This window comes from Streptomyces sp. NPDC047886 (assembly GCF_043204435.1).
Taxonomy (GTDB): Bacteria; Actinomycetota; Actinomycetes; order Streptomycetales; family Streptomycetaceae; genus Streptomyces.
In genome coordinates this window covers 118,180-135,426 of the sequence record NZ_JBIDCF010000009.1, presented here as the reverse complement: position 1 = coordinate 135,426, position 17,247 = coordinate 118,180, and the positions used below count along the sequence as shown (strand labels likewise).

15 protein-coding genes are annotated in these 17,247 nt (G+C 72.0%); 4 read left to right on the top strand and 11 right to left on the bottom strand.

What is annotated here, in order from left to right:
* Positions 1-18 precede the first annotated feature (18 nt).
* From ACGF5U_RS26140 to ACGF5U_RS26125, 4 genes are all read left to right on the top strand, one after another.
* Positions 19-870, top strand: coding sequence for a siderophore-interacting protein (locus tag ACGF5U_RS26140; RefSeq protein WP_392715299.1), 852 nt, complete (start codon positions 19-21; stop codon positions 868-870).
* A gap of 166 nt (positions 871-1,036) precedes the next feature.
* Positions 1,037-1,441, top strand: coding sequence for a hypothetical protein (locus ACGF5U_RS26135; RefSeq protein ID WP_392715300.1), 405 nt, complete (start codon positions 1,037-1,039; stop codon positions 1,439-1,441).
* Positions 1,442-1,621: 180 nt separating this feature from the next.
* Positions 1,622-2,524: a universal stress protein gene (locus ACGF5U_RS26130; RefSeq protein WP_392715301.1), complete on the top strand. Its 903-nt coding sequence runs from the start codon at positions 1,622-1,624 to the stop codon at positions 2,522-2,524.
* Entirely contained in the window at positions 2,508-5,465 is a 2,958-nt protein-coding gene (locus ACGF5U_RS26125; protein WP_392715302.1) for a cation-translocating P-type ATPase, read from the top strand. Before ACGF5U_RS26130 ends, ACGF5U_RS26125 begins: the two co-directional genes overlap by 17 nt.
* 115 nt (positions 5,466-5,580) lie before the next feature.
* On the opposite strand, the gene ACGF5U_RS26120 is transcribed toward ACGF5U_RS26125, so the two are convergent.
* The 11 genes from ACGF5U_RS26120 to ACGF5U_RS26070 form a co-directional block, all read right to left on the bottom strand.
* Positions 5,581-8,409 carry a DEAD/DEAH box helicase gene (locus tag ACGF5U_RS26120; protein WP_392715303.1) on the bottom strand — a complete coding sequence of 943 codons (2,829 nt, stop codon included), beginning with the start codon at positions 8,407-8,409 and terminating at the stop codon, positions 5,581-5,583.
* Between the two features lie 173 nt (positions 8,410-8,582).
* Positions 8,583-9,539, bottom strand: coding sequence for a twin-arginine translocase subunit TatC (tatC, locus tag ACGF5U_RS26115; protein ID WP_392715304.1), 957 nt, complete (start codon positions 9,537-9,539; stop codon positions 8,583-8,585).
* Between the two features lie 74 nt (positions 9,540-9,613).
* Positions 9,614-9,898: a Sec-independent protein translocase subunit TatA gene (gene tatA / locus ACGF5U_RS26110; RefSeq protein WP_392715305.1), complete on the bottom strand. Its 285-nt coding sequence runs from the start codon at positions 9,896-9,898 to the stop codon at positions 9,614-9,616.
* 198 nt (positions 9,899-10,096) lie between these two features.
* Positions 10,097-10,333 (bottom strand): hypothetical protein, encoded by a 237-nt coding sequence (locus ACGF5U_RS26105; RefSeq protein ID WP_392715306.1) that lies wholly within the window; start codon positions 10,331-10,333, stop codon positions 10,097-10,099.
* A 38-nt stretch (positions 10,334-10,371) separates the two neighbouring features.
* The gene (locus ACGF5U_RS26100) at positions 10,372-10,626 is read right to left on the bottom strand and encodes a hypothetical protein (protein ID WP_392715307.1); all 255 of its coding nucleotides are present in this window, start codon (positions 10,624-10,626) and stop codon (positions 10,372-10,374) included.
* Positions 10,627-10,767: 141 nt separating this feature from the next.
* On the bottom strand, positions 10,768-11,724 hold the full coding sequence (locus ACGF5U_RS26095; RefSeq protein ID WP_392715308.1) for a helix-turn-helix transcriptional regulator: 957 nt from the start codon (positions 11,722-11,724) through the stop codon (positions 10,768-10,770).
* A gap of 20 nt (positions 11,725-11,744) precedes the next feature.
* Complete coding sequence (locus tag ACGF5U_RS26090; protein ID WP_392715309.1) at positions 11,745-12,740, bottom strand: helix-turn-helix transcriptional regulator; 996 nt, start codon at positions 12,738-12,740, stop codon at positions 11,745-11,747.
* 189 nt (positions 12,741-12,929) lie between these two features.
* On the bottom strand, positions 12,930-13,301 hold the full coding sequence (locus tag ACGF5U_RS26085; RefSeq protein ID WP_392715310.1) for an FKBP-type peptidyl-prolyl cis-trans isomerase: 372 nt from the start codon (positions 13,299-13,301) through the stop codon (positions 12,930-12,932).
* A gap of 42 nt (positions 13,302-13,343) precedes the next feature.
* A complete protein-coding gene (locus ACGF5U_RS26080; protein ID WP_392715311.1) occupies positions 13,344-14,336 on the bottom strand; it encodes an FKBP-type peptidyl-prolyl cis-trans isomerase in 993 nt (330 codons plus the stop codon).
* A gap of 139 nt (positions 14,337-14,475) precedes the next feature.
* Positions 14,476-15,837 (bottom strand): Pup--protein ligase, encoded by a 1,362-nt coding sequence (pafA, locus tag ACGF5U_RS26075; protein ID WP_392715312.1) that lies wholly within the window; start codon positions 15,835-15,837, stop codon positions 14,476-14,478.
* Between the two features lie 9 nt (positions 15,838-15,846).
* Positions 15,847-17,142, bottom strand: a complete 1,296-nt coding sequence (locus ACGF5U_RS26070; protein ID WP_392715313.1) for an MFS transporter — start codon at positions 17,140-17,142, stop codon at positions 15,847-15,849.
* Between the last annotated feature and the right edge of the window lie 105 nt (positions 17,143-17,247).

The following is a 17,247-nucleotide window of genomic DNA, read 5'->3' as shown; positions in this document are numbered from 1 at the left end:
GACACCGGGGAGAGCGCAGTGGCGGAACAGCCGGCCCGCAAGGCACGGACGGCCCACGAGGCGAAGGTGGTGCGCACCGAGCGGATCACCCCGCACATGGTGCGTGTCGTCCTGGGCGGTGAGGGCCTCGCGGCCCTGCGGCTGGGCGAGTTCACGGACCACTACATCAAGCTGCTGTTCCCCGCCGAGGGCGTGACGTACCCCGAGCCGTTCGACATGGACCGGATCCGCGCCGAGTTCCCGCGCGACCAGTGGCCGTCGAACCGGACGTACACGGTACGGGCGTGGGACGCGGCGCAGCGCGAGCTCACCGTCGACTTCGTGGTCCACGGCGACGAGGGCCTGGCCGGGCCGTGGGCCGCCCGCGCCCGGGTCGGCGACACCGTGCGGTTCCTGGGGCCGGGCGGCGGCTACGCCCCGGACGCCGAGGCGGACTGGCACCTGCTGGTGGGCGACGAGAGCGCCCTGCCCGCGATCGCCGCGACGCTGGAGCGGCTGCCGGAGAACGCGGTGGCGTACGCCTTCATCGAGGTCGAGGGGCCGGACGACGAGCAGAAGATCGCGGTGCCGGCCGGCGTCGAGCTCCGCTGGCTGCCCCGCCGGGGCCGCCCGGTCGGTGAGGCGATGGTGGCGGCGGTACGCGACCTCGCGTTCCCGGCCGGCGACGTCCAGGCGTTCGTGCACGGCGAGGCCGGCGCGGTGAAGGAACTGCGCCGGCACCTGCGCCTGGAGCGCGGCATTCCGCGCGAGCGCCTGTCCATCTCGGGCTACTGGCGGCAGGGCAAGACGGACGAGGCCTGGCGCGCGGTGAAGCGCGAGTGGAACGAGCAGGTGGAACGCGAGCAGGAAGCGACCTCGAAGGCCGCGTAACCCTCGCCCCCCTGCGGCCGGGGCAGCCCCGGCGGCCCCGACACCCCCGGCCACGACGGCGACGCCCCCACCACCCGGGCCCACCGCCGACGCCCCGGTCGACCGGCCCACCGGCGACGCCAGGCGGAGCCACCCCACGCTCCTCCTGGCCCTGGCCCTGGCCCTGGTGGTCCTGGCGCCGCGCTTCCCCCGGCTGGCGGACGTCCGCGTACGACTGCGGCTGATGCTCGTCGCGTCCGGAGCGTACGGGGCGGGGCTGGCCCTCCTCGTCTGGCAGGCCCTGCGCGGGCAGCCGCTCACCGCGCCCGACGGCGTCACGCTCACCGCCACCGCCCTGCTCGTGGTGGTCGCGGCGGCCGGTTCACGGGCGGCGCTCCGTACCCGAGCGAGCGCCCGGACAGGGAGCGGGGCCCCGCATCAGGGCGCGACCCGGGCCCAGGCCCGGCCCCGGGTCCAGGCGGCAGCGGGGCCCTCGGACCGTGTGTCGGGAGTCGGGAGTCGTCCGGGGACCGCTGATCGGGCCATGGACGCTCCCGCCGGAGCCGCCGCCTCGGGGTGCGCCCCGTGCTGACGGGTCCGATGCTGGTCCTGACGATCCTCCTGTCGCCGATCGGGATGCCGGCCTTCCCGGTCATCCGGGCGGCGACGCCCCGGGGGCCGTACGGCCCTTTGGCGGTCGCCCCGGGTGAGGGACCGTGGAGGGGACAGCGGGTACGCGTGAGCGTCGCGCGCCGCGGATCGGAGGTACACCGTGACCAACGCACCGGTCGTGGTGGGTGTGGACGGTTCACCGGCGGGTCTCGACGCCGTGGAGGTCGCGGCCCGCGAGGCGCGGCTGCGCCGACGCGGGCTGCACATCGTGCACGCGTTCATCTGGCCCGCCCTGCACGTACCCCTCGGCCCCTCCCCGCTGGGACCGGCGGAGGGCGGCCTCCGCAACCAGGCGCACGCCATCGTCGCCGATGCCGTGCGCCGCGCCCATGCGGTGGCGCCGGACATCGAGGTCACCAACGCCATCGTGACCGGCGAGCCGCTGACGGTACTGGAGGCCCAGTCGCGCCACGTGCCACTGGTCGTCGTCGGCAGCCGGGGCCTGGGCAGCTTCCTGGGGCTGCTCCTCGGGTCGACCGCCGTGCACCTCGCCGCGCACAGCCACTGCCCCGTCCTCGTGGCCCGGGGCGGCGTCAGGACCGGCGGCGACATCGTGCTCGGTGTGGACGGGTCGCCGGAGGGCGAGGCCGCGGTCGGCTTCGCGTTCGCCGAGGCGTCCCTGCACGGGGCGCGGCTGGTGGCCCTGCACGCGTGGAGCACCTGGAACACCTGGCCCGACCGCGACGTACGGGACCCGGGCGACCCGCCGATCGTCTCCTTCGACAAGGCCCGGCTGCGCGCCGCCGAGGAGCGGGTCCTGTCCGAGGTGCTGTCCGGCTGGAAGGCCACGTACCCGGACGTCGTCGTGGAACGGCGCCTCGTCGAGGAGCGCACGCGCCCCGCGCTCATCGAGGCGAGCCGCAGCGCCCGGCTCACGGTGGTCGGGGCGCGCGGCCGGGGCGGTTTCTCCGGCCTGCTGATGGGCTCCGTCAGCCAGGCCCTGCTGCACCACGCGTACGGACCGGTCGCCGTCGTACGGGGCCCCCATGGCACCGCCGCGTAAGGCCGCCGCGACACCGCCGCGGCCGCGGGCCGCCCACCACCACGGACTGGCCACGCACGAGGTCGTACTACTGCTGGAGACCGACCCGCACCATGGGCTGACGGCCGGCGATGCGGCATCCCGGCTGGAGCGGTTCGGCCCCAACGCGTTGCCGGCCGGGAGGGGCGGCGGAACACTGCGCCGCGTCCTGCGCCAGTTCCACCATCCGCTGATCCACATCCTCATGGCCGCCGGAGCGATCACCGCCGCGCTCGGCTCGTACGTGGACAGCGCGGTCATCCTCGGTGTGGTCGCCGTCAACGCGCTGGTCGGCTTCCTGCAGGAGTCCAAGGCCGAATCGGCGCTCGACGGTCTGCGGTCGCTGGCGCGGACGAGCGCGCGGGTGATGCGCGACGGGCGCGAGCGCACCGTGCCGTCGGAGGACCTGGTGCCGGGCGACCTGGTCCGGGTGGAGGCCGGTGACGCGGTCCCGGCCGACGTGCGGTTGCTCAGGCTCGCCGGGCTGCGCGTCGACGAGTCGGCGCTGACCGGTGAGTCCGTGCCCGTGGTCAAGGACGAGGTGGTGCTCGACCCGCGCACCCCGGTGGCCGACCGGCACAACATGATCCATTCCGGGACGCTGGTGACGGCCGGCCACGGCGTGGGCGTCGTCGTGGCGACCGGGCCGGAGACCGAACTCGGCGAGGTCCACCGGCTGGTCGGCGCCGCCGCGACGCTGGCGACGCCGCTGACCGCGAAGCTGGCCCGGTTCAGCAGGACCCTGACCGTGATCATCCTCGCTCTCGCCGCCGTCACGTTCGCCATGGGTGTGGTCCGCGGCCAGGACGCGGTCGAGACGTTCACGGCGGCGGTGGCCCTGGCCGTGGGCGCGATACCCGAGGGCCTTCCGGCCGCCGTGACCATCACCCTGGCCATCGGCGTCGTCCGGATGGCCAGGCGCGGGGCGCTGATCCGCCGGCTGCCGGCCGTGGAGACGCTCGGCAGCACGACCGTCATCTGCTCGGACAAGACCGGAACGCTCACCGAGAACCGGATGACGGTACGCGCGGTGTGGACACCGGACGGCACGGTCGACGTCACCGGCTCCGGGTACGCGGCGGACGGGGTGCTCCGCGACCCGCACGGCGGCGGTGTCGTCACCGCCCGCGACAGCGAGGCGCTGCGCTGGTGCCTGGTGGCCGGCGTCTGCTGCAACGACGCCGTCGTTCCCGACGGCGGCGACCTGGACGGCGAGGCGCCGGACGGCGACGCGGGCGGGGCGCAGGCCGGCGACACCCCGGGCGGCGGCGCGCCGGGACCCGTGGTGACCGGGGATCCGACCGAGGTGGCACTGCTGGTCTCGGCCCGCAAGGCGGGCCTCCGGCCGGAGGAGCTGCGAACCCGGTACGTACGCGTCGGGACCGTGCCGTTCTCCTCCGAGCGCCGCTGGATGGCGACGCTGCACCGCGACACCGTGCCGTCCGCTCCCGGCGCGGTCGGCACGGACGGCACGGACGGCACGGACGGCGCCGCGGTCGGCGCGGACGGCACGCCCGGCGCGGACGGCGCGGTCGGCGCGGGCCCCGAGACGGCGGTGCTCCTGGTCAAGGGCGCCGCCGAGCGGGTCGCCGACCTCTGCGCGGCGGAGATGGCGGCCGACGGCTCGACCCGGCCGCTGGACCGCGCGGCGCTGCTGCGTGCCGCCGACGAACTGGCCGCCACGGGGCTGCGGGTGCTCGCGACCGCCGTGCGCCGCGGCGCCGACCCCGCCGCCTTCGACGAGGAGGAGCCGCCGGACGAGCTGGTCCTGACCGGTCTGCAGGCCATGCTGGATCCGCCCCGTGCGGCCGCCGCGTCCGCGATCGACGCCTGCCACACCGCCGGCATCACCGTGAAGATGATCACCGGTGACCACGCGGCCACGGCCCGCAACGTCGCCGGCCGGCTCGGCCTGCTGACCGTCTCCGCCGCCCCGGGCGACGACGGCGACGGCGACGAGGTGCTCACCGGCGCCGAACTGGCGGCGCTGCCCTCGGACGCCTACCCGGACGCCGTCGAACGGGCGCGGGTCTTCGCCCGGGTCTCCCCCGAACAGAAGCTCCGGCTGGTCGAGGCGCTCCAGGAACGCGGGCACGTCGTCGCGATGACCGGTGACGGTGTCAACGACGCCCCCGCCCTGCGACAGGCCGACATCGGGGTCGCCATGGGGGGCGCCGGCACCGAAGTGGCCAAGGACGCCTCGGACATGGTCCTCACCGACGACGACTTCGCCACGATCGAGGCCGCCGTCGAGGAGGGGCGCGGGGTGTTCGACAACCTCACGAAGTTCATCGTGTGGACCCTGCCGACCAACATGGGCGAGGGCCTGGTCATTCTCGTGGCGGTCCTGATGGGTGCCACCCTGCCGATCCTGCCCACGCAGATCCTGTGGATCAACATGACCACCGCCGTCGCGCTCGGTCTCATGCTCGCCTTCGAACCGAAGGAGACCGGCATCATGAGCCGTCCGCCGCGCGACCCGGGGCGGCCTCTCCTCACCCCCGACCTCGGCATGCGCGTCCTTCTCGTGTCGGCCCTCCTCGTCGCGGGCGCCTGGTGGGTCTTCACCTGGGAGCGCGGCCTGGGCGCCGATGTCGCCGAGGCGCGTACCGCCGCGGTGAACCTGTTCGTCGCGGTCGAGGCGTTCTACCTGTTCAGCTGCCGGTCGTTGACGGCGCCGGTGTCGCGGATCGGCCTGTTCACCAACCGCTGGGTCGTCGGCGGTGTCCTCGTCCAGGCGTCGGCGCAGCTCGTGCTCACGTACGTGCCCGCCATGAACCGGCTCTTCCACACCGCGCCGATCGGGCCGCAGACCTGGCTGCGCGTGCTCGGGGTCGCCCTGCTCACGTCCCTCGTCGTCGCGATCGACAAGCGGCTCCGCCGGCGGACGGGCGACACGCCCCGCCTGGTGCCGGGAGTCTGACGGACGGCGGAGGGCCCGCCCGGGGACCGTTCCTCGGGCGGGCCCTCCCCGCACAGGAGCTGCCCGGCGCCTGGCGCCACCGACGCCGGTGACGAGGTGACGAGGTGACGAGGTGTCAGCCGACCGAGCTGTACGCCACGACACCGCGCAGCAGCCCGTCGACCGCCTTGCGTGCGCTCTTGGCGACCGTGCTGTCCTCCCGGGGCGCCGCCGCCGCGATCTGGCCGAGTACGTCGATGACCTGCTTGCACCACCGTACGAAGTCGCCGGCCGGCATCTCCGCCTCGCGCAGCACCTCGTCGAGGCCGCTGCCGGACGCCCACTGGTGGGCGGCCCAGGCGAAGCCGAGGTCGGGTTCGCGCTGCCCGACGCCCTCGGTCTGGCTGATCCTGAACTCCTCCTCCAGGGCGTCCAGACGGCCCCAGATCCGCACCATCTCGCCGAGCGCGGCCTTGGCCCTGCCGGTGGGCACCTTCGGCGCGACCGCGTCGTCCGCCTGCCGCGCCTCGTACACCAGCGCCGAGACGCAGGCGGCGAGTTCGGCGGGGTTGAGGCCCTCCCAGATCCGCTCCCTGAGGCATTCACTGGCCAGCAGGTCGAGTTCGCCGTAGAGCCGGGCGAGCCGCTTGCCGTGCTCGGTGACCTCGTCGCCCCGGAGGTAGTCCATCTCGGTCAGCAGGGCCACGATCCGGTCGAAGGTGCGGGCGATGGTGTTCGTCCGGCCCTCGATGCGCCGCTCCAGCTGCCGGGTGTCCCGCTGCAGCCGGTGGTACCGCTCGGCCCACCGCGCGTGGTCCTCCCGCTCGTCGCAGCCGTGGCACGGGTGGGCTCGCAGGGCGGTCCGCAGCCGTGCGATCTCCCGGTCGTCGGCGGCCGCCGACCGCTGCTTGCGGTGCCGGTCCGGCTCGATGTGACCGGCCTTCGTGCGCAGCGCGGACGCCAGGTCGCGCCGCGACTGCGGAGAGCGCGGGTTGAACGAGCGGGGGATGCGCATCCGCTCCAGCGGTTCGACCGGCACGGGGAAGTCGATCGAGGCGAGCCGCTTGACCTGCCGTTCGGCCGTGAGCACGAGCGGGCGCGGCCCGTCGTCGTGGTGGAAGCCGCGGTGGCCGTTGGACCGCCCGGCCGGGAGGCCGGGGTCCAGCACCAGCGCCAGACCGGCGAACTTGCCGGTCGGCACGTGGATGACGTCGCCGGGCTTGAGCCGCTCCAGGGCTGTGGCGGCCGCCGCGCGGCGCTGCGCCGCGCCCTGCTTGGCGAGTTCGGTCTCCCGGTCCTTGAGCTCCCGGCGCAGCCGGGCGTACTCGTCGAAGTCACCGAGGTGGCAGGTCATGCCCTCCTTGTAGCCTTCGAGTCCCTCCTCGTTCCGCTGGACCTGGCGCGATATGCCGACGACCGACTTGTCCGCCTGGAACTGGGCGAACGACGTCTCCAGCAGTTCGCGCGACCGGTGCCGGCCGAACTGGTCGACCAGGTTCACGGCCATGTTGTACGACGGCTTGAAGCTGGAGCGCAGCGGGTACGTGCGCGTGCCGGCGAGCCCCGCGAGGTGCGTGGGGTCCATGCCGCGCTGCCACAGCACGACCGCGTGGCCCTCGACGTCGATCCCGCGCCGCCCGGCCCGGCCGGTCAGCTGGGTGTACTCGCCGGGGGTGATGTCGGCGTGCTGTTCGCCGTTCCACTTGACCAGCTTCTCCAGCACCACGGACCTGGCCGGCATGTTGATGCCGAGCGCCAGGGTCTCGGTGGCGAAGACGGCCTTGACCAGGCCCCGGACGAAGAGCTCCTCCACGACCTCCTTGAAGGTCGGCAGCATGCCGGCGTGGTGCGCGGCGATGCCCCGCTCCAGTCCTTCGAGCCACTCGTAGTACCCGAGGACGTGCAGGTCCTCGGTGGGGATCGACGCCGTGCGCTCCTCGACGATCTCGCGGACCCGCGCCCGGGAGTCGTCGTCGTTCAGGCGCAGCCCGGCGTACAGGCACTGCTGTACGGCGGCCTCGCAGCCGGCCCGGCTGAAGATGAACGTGATGGCCGGGAGCAGGCCTTCGGAGTCGAGCCGTTCGATGACCTCGGGACGTCCCGGTGTCCAGATGCGGGAGCGCTGGCGGCGCTCACGCTCGCGGTCGGCCTCGCGGACCATCTTGCCGCGGCGCCGCTCGCGCGGGTTGTACGTGCGCTGGTTCTCCATGCGCGCGAGCCGCACGAGGTCGGGGTTGACCTCGCGCCGGCCGGCGCCCCGGCCGCCGTGGTCGGTCTCCTCCTCGAAGAGGTCGTAGATCCGCCGTCCGGCGAGGACGTGCTGCCAGAGGGGGACGGGGCGGCTCTCCGAGACGATCACCTCGGTGTCGCCGCGGACCGTGTCGAGCCAGTCGCCGAACTCCTCGGCGTTGGACACGGTCGCGGAGAGCGACACCAGGGTCACGGACTCGGGGAGGTGGATGATCACTTCCTCCCAGACCGCGCCGCGGAACCGGTCGGAGAGGTAGTGGACCTCGTCCATGACGACATAGCCGAGCCCGCGCAGCGACTGGGAGCCCGCGTAGAGCATGTTGCGGAGCACCTCGGTGGTCATGACGACCACCGGCGCCTCCGAGTTCACGCTGTTGTCGCCGGTCAGCAGGCCGACCTTGGCCGCGCCGTAGCGCTTGACCAGGTCCGCGTACTTCTGGTTGGAGAGCGCCTTGATCGGGGTGGTGTAGAAGCACTTGCGCCCCTGTTCGAGGGCGAGGTGCACGGCGAACTCCCCGACGATGGTCTTGCCGGAGCCCGTGGGTGCCGCGACGAGCACTCCCTTGCCGGCCTCCAGGGCGCGGCAGGCCTCGATCTGGAACGGGTCCAGCTCGAAGTCGTACAGGGCGCGGAAGGGAGCGAGCGCGGTCGCCTGCTCGGCGGCGCGGAGCCGGGCAGCTGCGTACGCTTCCGCTGGTGTGAGGTCGTCTGTCATCTTGATATCGAGCCTACCCGCCACCGCTGACAGTCAGCTCGGCCTTTATTCGACCTTGTGAGCGGCTCTCCGCCGGCACGGACGCCGCGCGACTCCGCTACGGAACGCGAACGGCCGGGCGCGCTGTGTGCGCACCCGGCCGCGTCGGCCGACCCGGGGGTCGGGCGGGAGCGTCAGGTGATGTCGTCGTAGCCGTTGAGGCGTCGCGCGACCGTTCCGTCGGCCTCGCCGCTCGCCTGCTCGGGCAGGGCGCGGGAGGCGCTGACCGCTTCGACGGAGCCGACGTCCTCCGGGGTCAGGTCCAGCACGGAGGCTTCGTCGTCGCTCAGTTCGGGGCCGCTCCTGCGACCCTTGCGGCGGTCGTTGAGCAGGGCGAAGACGACCGCGCCGAAGTACAGGGCGGTCATCGGTACCGCGAGGGCGATCATGGAGAGCGGATCGGTGGGAGTGACGAGCGCCGAGAAGATGGCGATGCCCATGACCATCCCGCGCCACCAGCTGAGCATGCGCGCACCGCTGACCACGCCGCCGACGTTGAGCAGGGCGAGCAGGAGCGGGAGCTGGAAGGCGAGACCGAACGCGAGGACGAGCTTGATCGTCATGCCGATCATGTCGTCGACGGTGATGTAGTTGACCGAACCCTCGACGCTGAAGCCGAGCAGGACCGGGACGGCGAGCGGAAGGATCTTGTAGGCGAGATAGCCGCCCAGGACGAACAGCGGCGTACCCACGACGACGGTGGAGATCGCGTACTTCTTCTCGTTCCGGTGCAGCCCCGGCGCGATGAACGCCCAGAGCTGGTACAGCCAGACCGGCGCCGCCGCGACGAGTGACGCCATCACCGCGACCTTCACATAGGTGGTGAAGGGGGACGTGATGCCGATCTGCGAGAGCACCGCACACCGCCCCTGCGCGGCGGCCGGGTCGGTCTCGCTCGTGCATCGCGGCACGGGCTCGCTCAAGAATTCGGCGATGTCCTTGGCGAAGAACAGCGCCACGATCATCAGCGGCACGATGGCCAGGAGGGCCTTGAGCAGCCTGTCGCGCAGCTCGCGCAGATGCTCCACGAGGGGCATCCGCCCCTCGGGGTCCTTGGGTCCCTTGGCCTTCTTGCGGGCGGACTTGAGCAACCCACGTCCTTATCTCGGGGAGCAGCCGACCCGTCCGGACGACCGCCCCTTTACCTGTGGTGAACCGGCGGAGCTCAGCCCTGAGCGGTGCGCTTCGGCTCGTCGACAGGGCGCGCGGAGGACATGTCGCCGGGGGCGGCCTGGATCGTCCTGTGCGCGGTGTTCTGCTCCGGGGCACCGGAACCCGTCTGAACGTCGTCCTTGGCAGGGCCGTCGTTCTTCATGGCCGCGGCTTCACTCTTGAGGATTCGGGCCGACTTGCCCAGTGAACGCGCCATCTCGGGCAGCTTCTTGGCCCCGAAAAGCAGCACGACGATCCCCAGAATGATGGCCAGCTGCCAGACACCGACCTGACCCATGTTTCCCTACCTTCTGACCGAGGTCATCTGAAGAGCGAGTGGTACGGACAGGGACACTGCTGACGGTCCGCACGAGTAGTCATCGTAACCCTGACCGGTAAACGCGAGGCAATGGCCGGGCATACCTTCAGGTCAGGTGGCATCGTCGCCGACGACAGGCCGCTCACCTCAGGGCCGCTCACCTCAGGGCCGCTCGCCTCAGGGCCGAGGACCTCCGGGCTCGGAGCCGGCGGACCGCCGGGGCAGCGAATCCCCCGCCCGGGCAAGCCCTGTGGCGACCCGCTCCAGATCCTCGGCGGCGCGGCTGATCCGCTCCGTGGTCCGTGTCACTTCACGGCCGAGACGCTGGGCTTCGATGAACACCCGGATTCCGAGGAAGCCGAGGACGGCGATCCCGAGAAATCCGAGGGCGATGGCGAGCATGGGCCAGAACATGCGCAGAGCCTAGACGTTGGCGGCCGGATTCTCCGACCTCAGACGGTGGAGTGGAGGCGCAGCGTCCGCACACCGCCGCCGGTGAGCAGTTCGATGATCCTTTCACCGGCCGGCTTGCGTACGGCGGATCCGCATTCGGGACAGGTGAAGGAGTAGAACGTCGTGCGGTGGCTGGCGCCGATGGCAAGGCGCAGGGAGCCTGCGGAGAGCTCGAAGGAGGCACGGCACTCCGGGCATGCGGCCCTGAAGAGGACCGGACCCCGGGGCGCCGGAATACCCGACAGAAGCGACATATCCCCCAACTCCCCCAACTCCCCCATCTCCCTCATATCGCTCGGCTCGCTCGGCCCGCTCGGCTCGCTCGGCTCGCTCGGCTCATGGTGTGCGCCCCGGTCGCCGGGTGTGCCGGGCCGGCCGTTGTCCGCCAACTCCGCTCAGCCCTGGAGGTCGTACGCCGCGAGGGCCTCACCGGCCGCCCGTCGTGCGCTTTCGGCCAGATCCTCGGGCGAGACGATCCGCCCGTCCCTGCCCAGGCGCAGGGCGAGCCGGCGCAGCGACGTGGGATCGGGCGTGCGCAGGGTGATGCGCAGCCCTCCGTCGGCCAGCTCCTCCGCGCTGTCGTGCGGGTAGTACTCGGCGACCCAGCGGCCGCCGGGCCCCACCTCGACCACGACCTCGGGGTCGTCGGCCGACGGCTGGACCAGGCCCTCCGAGAGGTCGCGAAGCTCGATCTCGGGCGGGGCGGACGGCTCGTCGAGGATGCGGATCTCGGCCACCCGGTCGAGGCGGAAGGTGCGCCGGGCCTCGGAGAGCCTGCACCACGCCTCCATGTACGTGTGGCCGACGGCGAAGAGCCGGATCGGGTCGACCTCCCGCTCGGTGAGCTCGTCGCGCGCCGGCGAGTAGTAGCGCAGCCACAGCCGGCGGCGTTCCGAGATGGCCCGGTCGACCTCGGCGAACACACCGCCCTCCGACTCGAAGGTCACGGAGAGGCGGGCGCTGGCGCCGGCCGCCTCACCGGCCGCGGCCTCCAGCTTCGCGGTGGCCCGCAGCAGGGCCTCGCGGTCGCTCTCGCGCAGTCCGGGCAGGGTCGCCACGGCGCGGGCTGCGACCAGCAGGGCCGTCGCCTCGTCGGCGGCGATCCGCAGGGGCGCGGCGACGTCGTCGGGGTTGTGCCACCAGATGCGCTCACCGTCGGTGTCGATGTCGAGCAGGTCGCCGCCGCGGAAGCTGGTCCCGCACATGGGCAGCACGTCGAGGTCGGAGATCAGCTCGTCCTCGGTGATCCCGAAGGCGCGGGCGACATCGGCGACGTGCGCGCCGGGGCGCTCCCGCAGATAGGTCACCAGGGAGAGCATCCGCCGTGTCTGGTCGATCGCGTTCGTGGCCATCGCTCTTTCGGTCCGTCCCCTCAGCCCTTGGCCACGGCGCGCAGCCGGTCCACGACGTCCGCCCGAAGATCGGCGGGTTCCAGTACGACGACGTCCGGGCCGAACTCGACGAGCCAGGCGTCCAGGCCGTGTCCGTACGGGATCTCCAGCTCGTCCCAGCCGTCGCCGCGTTCCCGTACGGAGAGCGCGCGGGCACGCAGCGGGTAGCCGCAGTCGGCGCGCAGCCGGATCAGCGCGGAGCGGGTGGCGCTCTCGCCCGCCCAGCGTTCGACGGTCTCGCGGACCGTGGACACGTCCGGTACGGGCGCGGTGAAGGCGCCTGCCCGGGAGCGGACCCTGCCGGTGATCCGGGACAGCCGGAAGACCCGTTCGGCACCCCGCTCGCGGTCCCAGCCCGCCAGGTACCAGTGGCCTCGCCAGCACTCCAGCGTCCACGGCTCCACCTGCCTGCTCTCGGGGCGGGCGGCGTTGGCCTTGCGGTACTCGAAGACGACGGGCCGCCGGTCGCGGCAGGCCAGCATCAGCGGCTCGAAGGCGGTCTCGTGGACGGGGATGCGCGGTTCGAGGGCGCTGTGCCGGTCGTCGTACGTGTCCCCGGCCTCCGGCATCCCGGCGGCGCGCAGCTTCTGCAGGGCCCCGCTGGCCGCACCGGCCAGGCGAGCCTGCTGCCAGACCTTCGCCGCCAGGCCGAGCGCCGCGGCCTCCTCGGCGTCGAGCTGGACGGGCGGCAGCCGGTTGGAGTCGCGGCGGGCGAGGTAGCCGGTCTCGCCGTCGAGGTTCTCCACGGTCTCGATGATCAGACCGAGCTCGCGCAGATCGTCCTTGTCCCGCTCGAACATGCGGTTGAAGGAGTCGTCGGAACCGGCCGCGCCACCGTCCCCGTAGGCCCTGCCCGGTCCGAAGGCCTCGACGTACGCCTCGATGGAGCCGCGCAGCTCGCGCTTGCTGAGCGGGCGCCGCGTCCCCAGCAGGCACAGCGCCAGGTTCATCAGCCGCTCGGCCTTGGCAATCGCCATCGACGCCCCGCACCTCTTCTTATGGAGTCACTATCGCCCGATGACCGTACCGCCCCGGGGTGTCGCGGCAAAAGCCGAGGGCCCGTGCCAGCAGGCACGGGCCCTCGGGGTGACCGTTTCCGGCCGAGAACGACCGATCGGCGAACCGATCGGCGAACCGATCGGACGACCGGCCGCACAGCCGACCGATCAGACGCCGACCAGGTCGCAGACGAAGATCAGCGTCTCGCCCGGGGCGATCTTGCCGCCCGCGCCACGGTCGCCGTAGGCGAGGTGCGCGGGGATGATCAGCTGGCGGCGACCGCCGACCTTCATGCCCTGGACGCCCTGGTCCCAGCCCGCGATGACCTGGCCGGCACCCAGCTTGAAGCTGAGCGGCGTGCCGCGGTTCCACGACGCGTCGAACTCCTCGCCGGTGGAGAAGGCCACGCCCACGTAGTGGACGGAGACGGTGGCGCCGGCCTTGGCCTCGGGCCCGTCGCCCTCCCAGATGTCCTTGATCTCCAGGTCGGCCGGCGGCTCGCCACCCGGGAAGTCGACCTCGGGCTTGTCGATGCTCACGTAAGTGCTCCTACGAATCGCTTGTGTGCAACCGGGACAGTCTTACATTGCCGCGAGGATGTCCACGACGAAGACCAGCGTCGAGTTGGCGGGCAGGTCCTCGCCCTTGTCCTGGTCCTTGTAGGCCTGGGCCGGCGGGATGACCAGCAGGACACGGCTGCCGACCTTCTTGCCGACAAGCCCCTTGTCCCAGCCCTCGATGACCTGTCCCTGACCGATGACGGTCGTGAACGGCTTGCCCGCGTTCCAGGACGAGTCGAAGTTCTTCGCCTTGTCCTTGCCCTCGTTGATCTTCCAGGCGGCGCCGGTGTACTGCATGTACACGGTCTGTCCCGACTTCACCTCGGGACCCTTGCCCTCGATGAGGACGTCGTCGACCAGCTTGGCCGGCGGGTCGTTCTTGGGGATCTTGATGGTGGCGGGCTCCGCCTTCTCCGCGTCGATCTGCGGGAGGTTCGACGGGATGTCCGCCTGCTTGCCCTCGACCTTGTTCGGGATCACGTTCTCGACGTCCAGGACGAAGACGAGCGTGTCCGTCCCGGAGACGCCGATCTGCGGGTTGCCGGCCGAGCCGAACGCGGCCGCGGGCGGCGCGACGACCAGGACGCGGCTGCCGATCTTCTGACCGGTGACGGCCTGCGAGAACGCCGGGATGATCGACTCGGAGCCCGCGGTGATGACCTGCGGGGCGCCGCCCTGGTCGTAGGAGCTGCCGAGGTCCTTGGCGTCCTTCCAGATCTTGGCGGTGAAGTTGGCGACCACCAGGTCGTCCTTCTTCACCTCGGCCCCGGTGCCCGGCGTGAGCGTGTGCACAACGAACGCCTTGCTGGGCTCGCCCTTGGGAATGGTGATCTCGGCCTTCTTGCCCTTCGCCCCGGCCACCTCGGGCATCGGCGACGCCGAGTCGACGGGCTTGGGTACCTCCGTGGTGCCCGGGGACGCGGACGCGTCGGCGTCGGCCTTGGTGTCCTCACCCCCGCACGCGGTCAGCAGCAGGGCCGGCACGATGAGCAAGGCGGCAAGTCGGCGTCGCACAGTGGTCCTCGGGGGGTCGGTGGGATGCGAATGCCCGTCACTCTACGACCCTCGCGCCACTCCCCTCCCGTACGGCATGCCCGCGGCCCCGCACCGACGGGTGCGGGGCCGCGGGCCCGCCCGGCCGTGAGCTCTCGGCTCACATGCCGGCGATGAGCTTCTCCACCCGGTCGTCCACCGAGCGGAAGGGGTCCTTGCACAGCACGGTCCGCTGCGCCTGGTCGTTGAGCTTGAGGTGCACCCAGTCGACGGTGAAGTCCCGGCGCTGCTCCTGCGCACGGCGGATGAAGTCGCCGCGCAGCCGGGCCCGGGTCGTCTGCGGGGGCACCGACTTGCCCTCGAAGATCTTCAGGTCGTTGCAGATCCGGGCCGCCTGCCCCTTCTTCTCCAGCAGGTAGTACAGCCCGCGCCGCCGGTGGATGTCGTGGTAGGCGAGGTCTATCTGGGCGACCCTGGGGTGCGACATGGTCATGTTGTGCTTGGCGCGGTAGCGCTCCAGGAGCTTGTACTTCATGACCCAGTCGATCTCGGTGCCGATGCGGTCGAGGTCCTCCTCCTCGATCGCGTCGAGGGTACGGCCCCACAGCTCCAGGACCTGGGCGACGGTGCCGGTGCGCAGCCCGCGCCGGTCGACGAAGTCCGCGGCCTTCTCGTAGTACTCCCGCTGGACCTCCAGCGCGGAGGCCTCGCGTCCACTGGCGAGGCGGACCTTGCGCTGTCCGGTCGTGTCGTGGCTGACCTCGCGGATGGCGCGGATCGGGTTCTCCAGGGTGAGGTCCCGCATCACCGTGCCCGCTTCGATCATGCGCAGGACGAGGTCGGTGGCGCCGACCTTCAGCAGCATGGTCGTCTCGGACATGTTGGAGTCGCCGACGATGACGTGCAGACGGCGGTAGCGCTCGGCGTCCGCGTGCGGCTCGTCGCGGGTGTTGATGATGGGCCGGGAGCGGGTCGTGGCGGAGCTGACGCCCTCCCAGATGTGCTCGGCGCGCTGGCTGACGCAGTAGACGGCACCGCGCGGCGTCTGGAGCACCTTCCCGGCGCCGCAGATCAGCTGGCGGGTGACGAGAAACGGAATGAGGATGTCCGCGAGCCGGGAGAACTCTCCGTGCCGGGCGACGAGATAGTTCTCGTGGCATCCGTAGGAGTTTCCCGCCGAGTCGGTGTTGTTCTTGAAGAGATAGACGTCGCCTGCGATTCCCTCCTCGTGCAGCCGGCGTTCGGCGTCGACGAGGAGTCCTTCGAGAATGCGCTCGCCGGCCTTGTCGTGGGTGACCAGTTCGGTCACGTTGTCGCATTCCGGTGTGGCGTATTCCGGATGCGAACCCACGTCGAGGTACAGACGGGCGCCGTTGCGCAGAAAGACGTTACTGCTGCGGCCCCATGACACGACACGGCGGAAGAGGTAGCGCGCCACTTCGTCAGGAGACAGTCGGCGCTGTCCCCTGAACGTGCACGTGACGCCGTACTCGTTCTCCAGCCCGAAAATGCGGCGGTCCATGACTGAACATTACGCCTGATGGCCTGTGCTGAAACCGGGTTCGACAGCACCGTTTCGATCATTTTCCGATACGTGCCCCTCGCCTTCGGCGTGTTGCGCCCAGGTGGGAGCCGTCTTCCGGGGCGGAACGACCAGGATCCGGCGGGTGGCGATCAGGACGGACAACGCCGCGATTCCGCCGACGGCCGCGACGGCGAAACCGGCGGTGGTGCCGGACGACTCGAGTGCGGGACCCGCCAGGGCCGTTCCCCCGGCGGCGCCCACCCCGAAGGTGGTGACGAGCCAGGAGAACGCCTCGGTCACCGTGCCGCGCGGCGCGTGCCGGTCCACGACGATGAACGCGCAGGCGATCGCGGGCGCCAGGAACACCCCGGACAGTGCGGCCAGGGCGGTCATGGCGACCACGCCGGGGGTGAGCGCCAGGGGCAGGTAGCCGAGGGCGAGCAGCCCGACGATGAAGCGCAGCCGCCGCTCGGGCGGACCGGCCCACTGGCGGGCGCCGTAGACCGCGCCGCCGACGAGGGCGCCGAGACCGAGCGCGGCCATCAGCCAGCCGTACACGGAAGCGCGCCCGTGGTCGTCGGCGTAGGCGACGGCGGCGACCGTGATGGAGCCGAGCGCGAACCCGACGAAGAAGAAGGCGCCGAGCAGGGCCAGCAGGCCCCGCGAGCGCAGGGCGCCGAGCCAGTGCGCCTCGCGGGGCGCGGAGCGCCAGGCGCGGGACGGCTCGGACACGACCACGGACAGGGCGCCGAGCACCCCGATCGCGTTGATGACGAGCAGCGCGGCGGCGGGCGACCAGAGGCTCACCAGCAGGGTGACCAGCAACGGGCCGACGGTGAACATGACTTCCTGGGCGATGGCGTCCAGTGCGTACGCCCGGTGGACCCGGTCCTCGCGGCCGAGGACGCTGGGCCACAGCGCCCGCAGGCCGCCTTCGAGGGGCGGCGTGAAGAGTCCGGCGAGGGCGACGGCCGCGTAGGCGAGGACGGGCGCGTCGATCCCGACGAAGGTGAGCAGCACCATCCCCAGCGCCGAGACGACCGCCGCCGGCAGTTGTACGCGCGGCTGTCCGTGCAGGTCGACGGCGCGGCCCAGCAGGGGCTGCCCGACGGCGTTGGACAGTCCGTAGACGGCGGCGAGGCCACCGGCGAGGGTGTAGCCGCCGCCCTCGGCGCGGGTGAACAGCACGATGGCGATGTGCGCCGTGCCGTTGGGCAGCCGCCCCACGAGGGTGCCGACGAGCAGCCGCATGGCGTGGCGTGCTCCGAGTATGTCGGCGTACCCGCCGCCTGCCGCGCCCATGTCCGGCCCCTCTCCTTCGGCCTCGCCCGAAGTTTTACGTATAACGTCCTCCGTCATACGTACCATGTGGGCATCCCGCGGGTCCACCCCGCGCGGAGACGGTCA

Bases quoted from the DNA above. Each gene is read 5' to 3' on its own strand.
- tatA (WP_392715305.1), bottom strand. From the start codon at position 9,898: ATGGGTCAGGTCGGTGTCTGGCAGCTGGCCATCATTCTGGGGATCGTC.
- ACGF5U_RS26120 (WP_392715303.1), bottom strand. From the start codon at position 8,409: ATGACAGACGACCTCACACCAGCGGAAGCGTACGCAGCTGCCCGGCTC.
- ACGF5U_RS26105 (WP_392715306.1), bottom strand. From the start codon at position 10,333: ATGTTCTGGCCCATGCTCGCCATCGCCCTCGGATTTCTCGGGATCGCC.
- ACGF5U_RS26090 (WP_392715309.1), bottom strand. From the start codon at position 12,740: ATGGCGATTGCCAAGGCCGAGCGGCTGATGAACCTGGCGCTGTGCCTG.
- pafA (WP_392715312.1), bottom strand. From the start codon at position 15,837: ATGGACCGCCGCATTTTCGGGCTGGAGAACGAGTACGGCGTCACGTGC.
- ACGF5U_RS26100 (WP_392715307.1), bottom strand. From the start codon at position 10,626: ATGTCGCTTCTGTCGGGTATTCCGGCGCCCCGGGGTCCGGTCCTCTTC.
- ACGF5U_RS26095 (WP_392715308.1), bottom strand. From the start codon at position 11,724: ATGGCCACGAACGCGATCGACCAGACACGGCGGATGCTCTCCCTGGTG.
- ACGF5U_RS26070 (WP_392715313.1), bottom strand. From the start codon at position 17,142: ATGGGCGCGGCAGGCGGCGGGTACGCCGACATACTCGGAGCACGCCAC.
- ACGF5U_RS26125 (WP_392715302.1), top strand. From the start codon at position 2,508: ATGGCACCGCCGCGTAAGGCCGCCGCGACACCGCCGCGGCCGCGGGCC.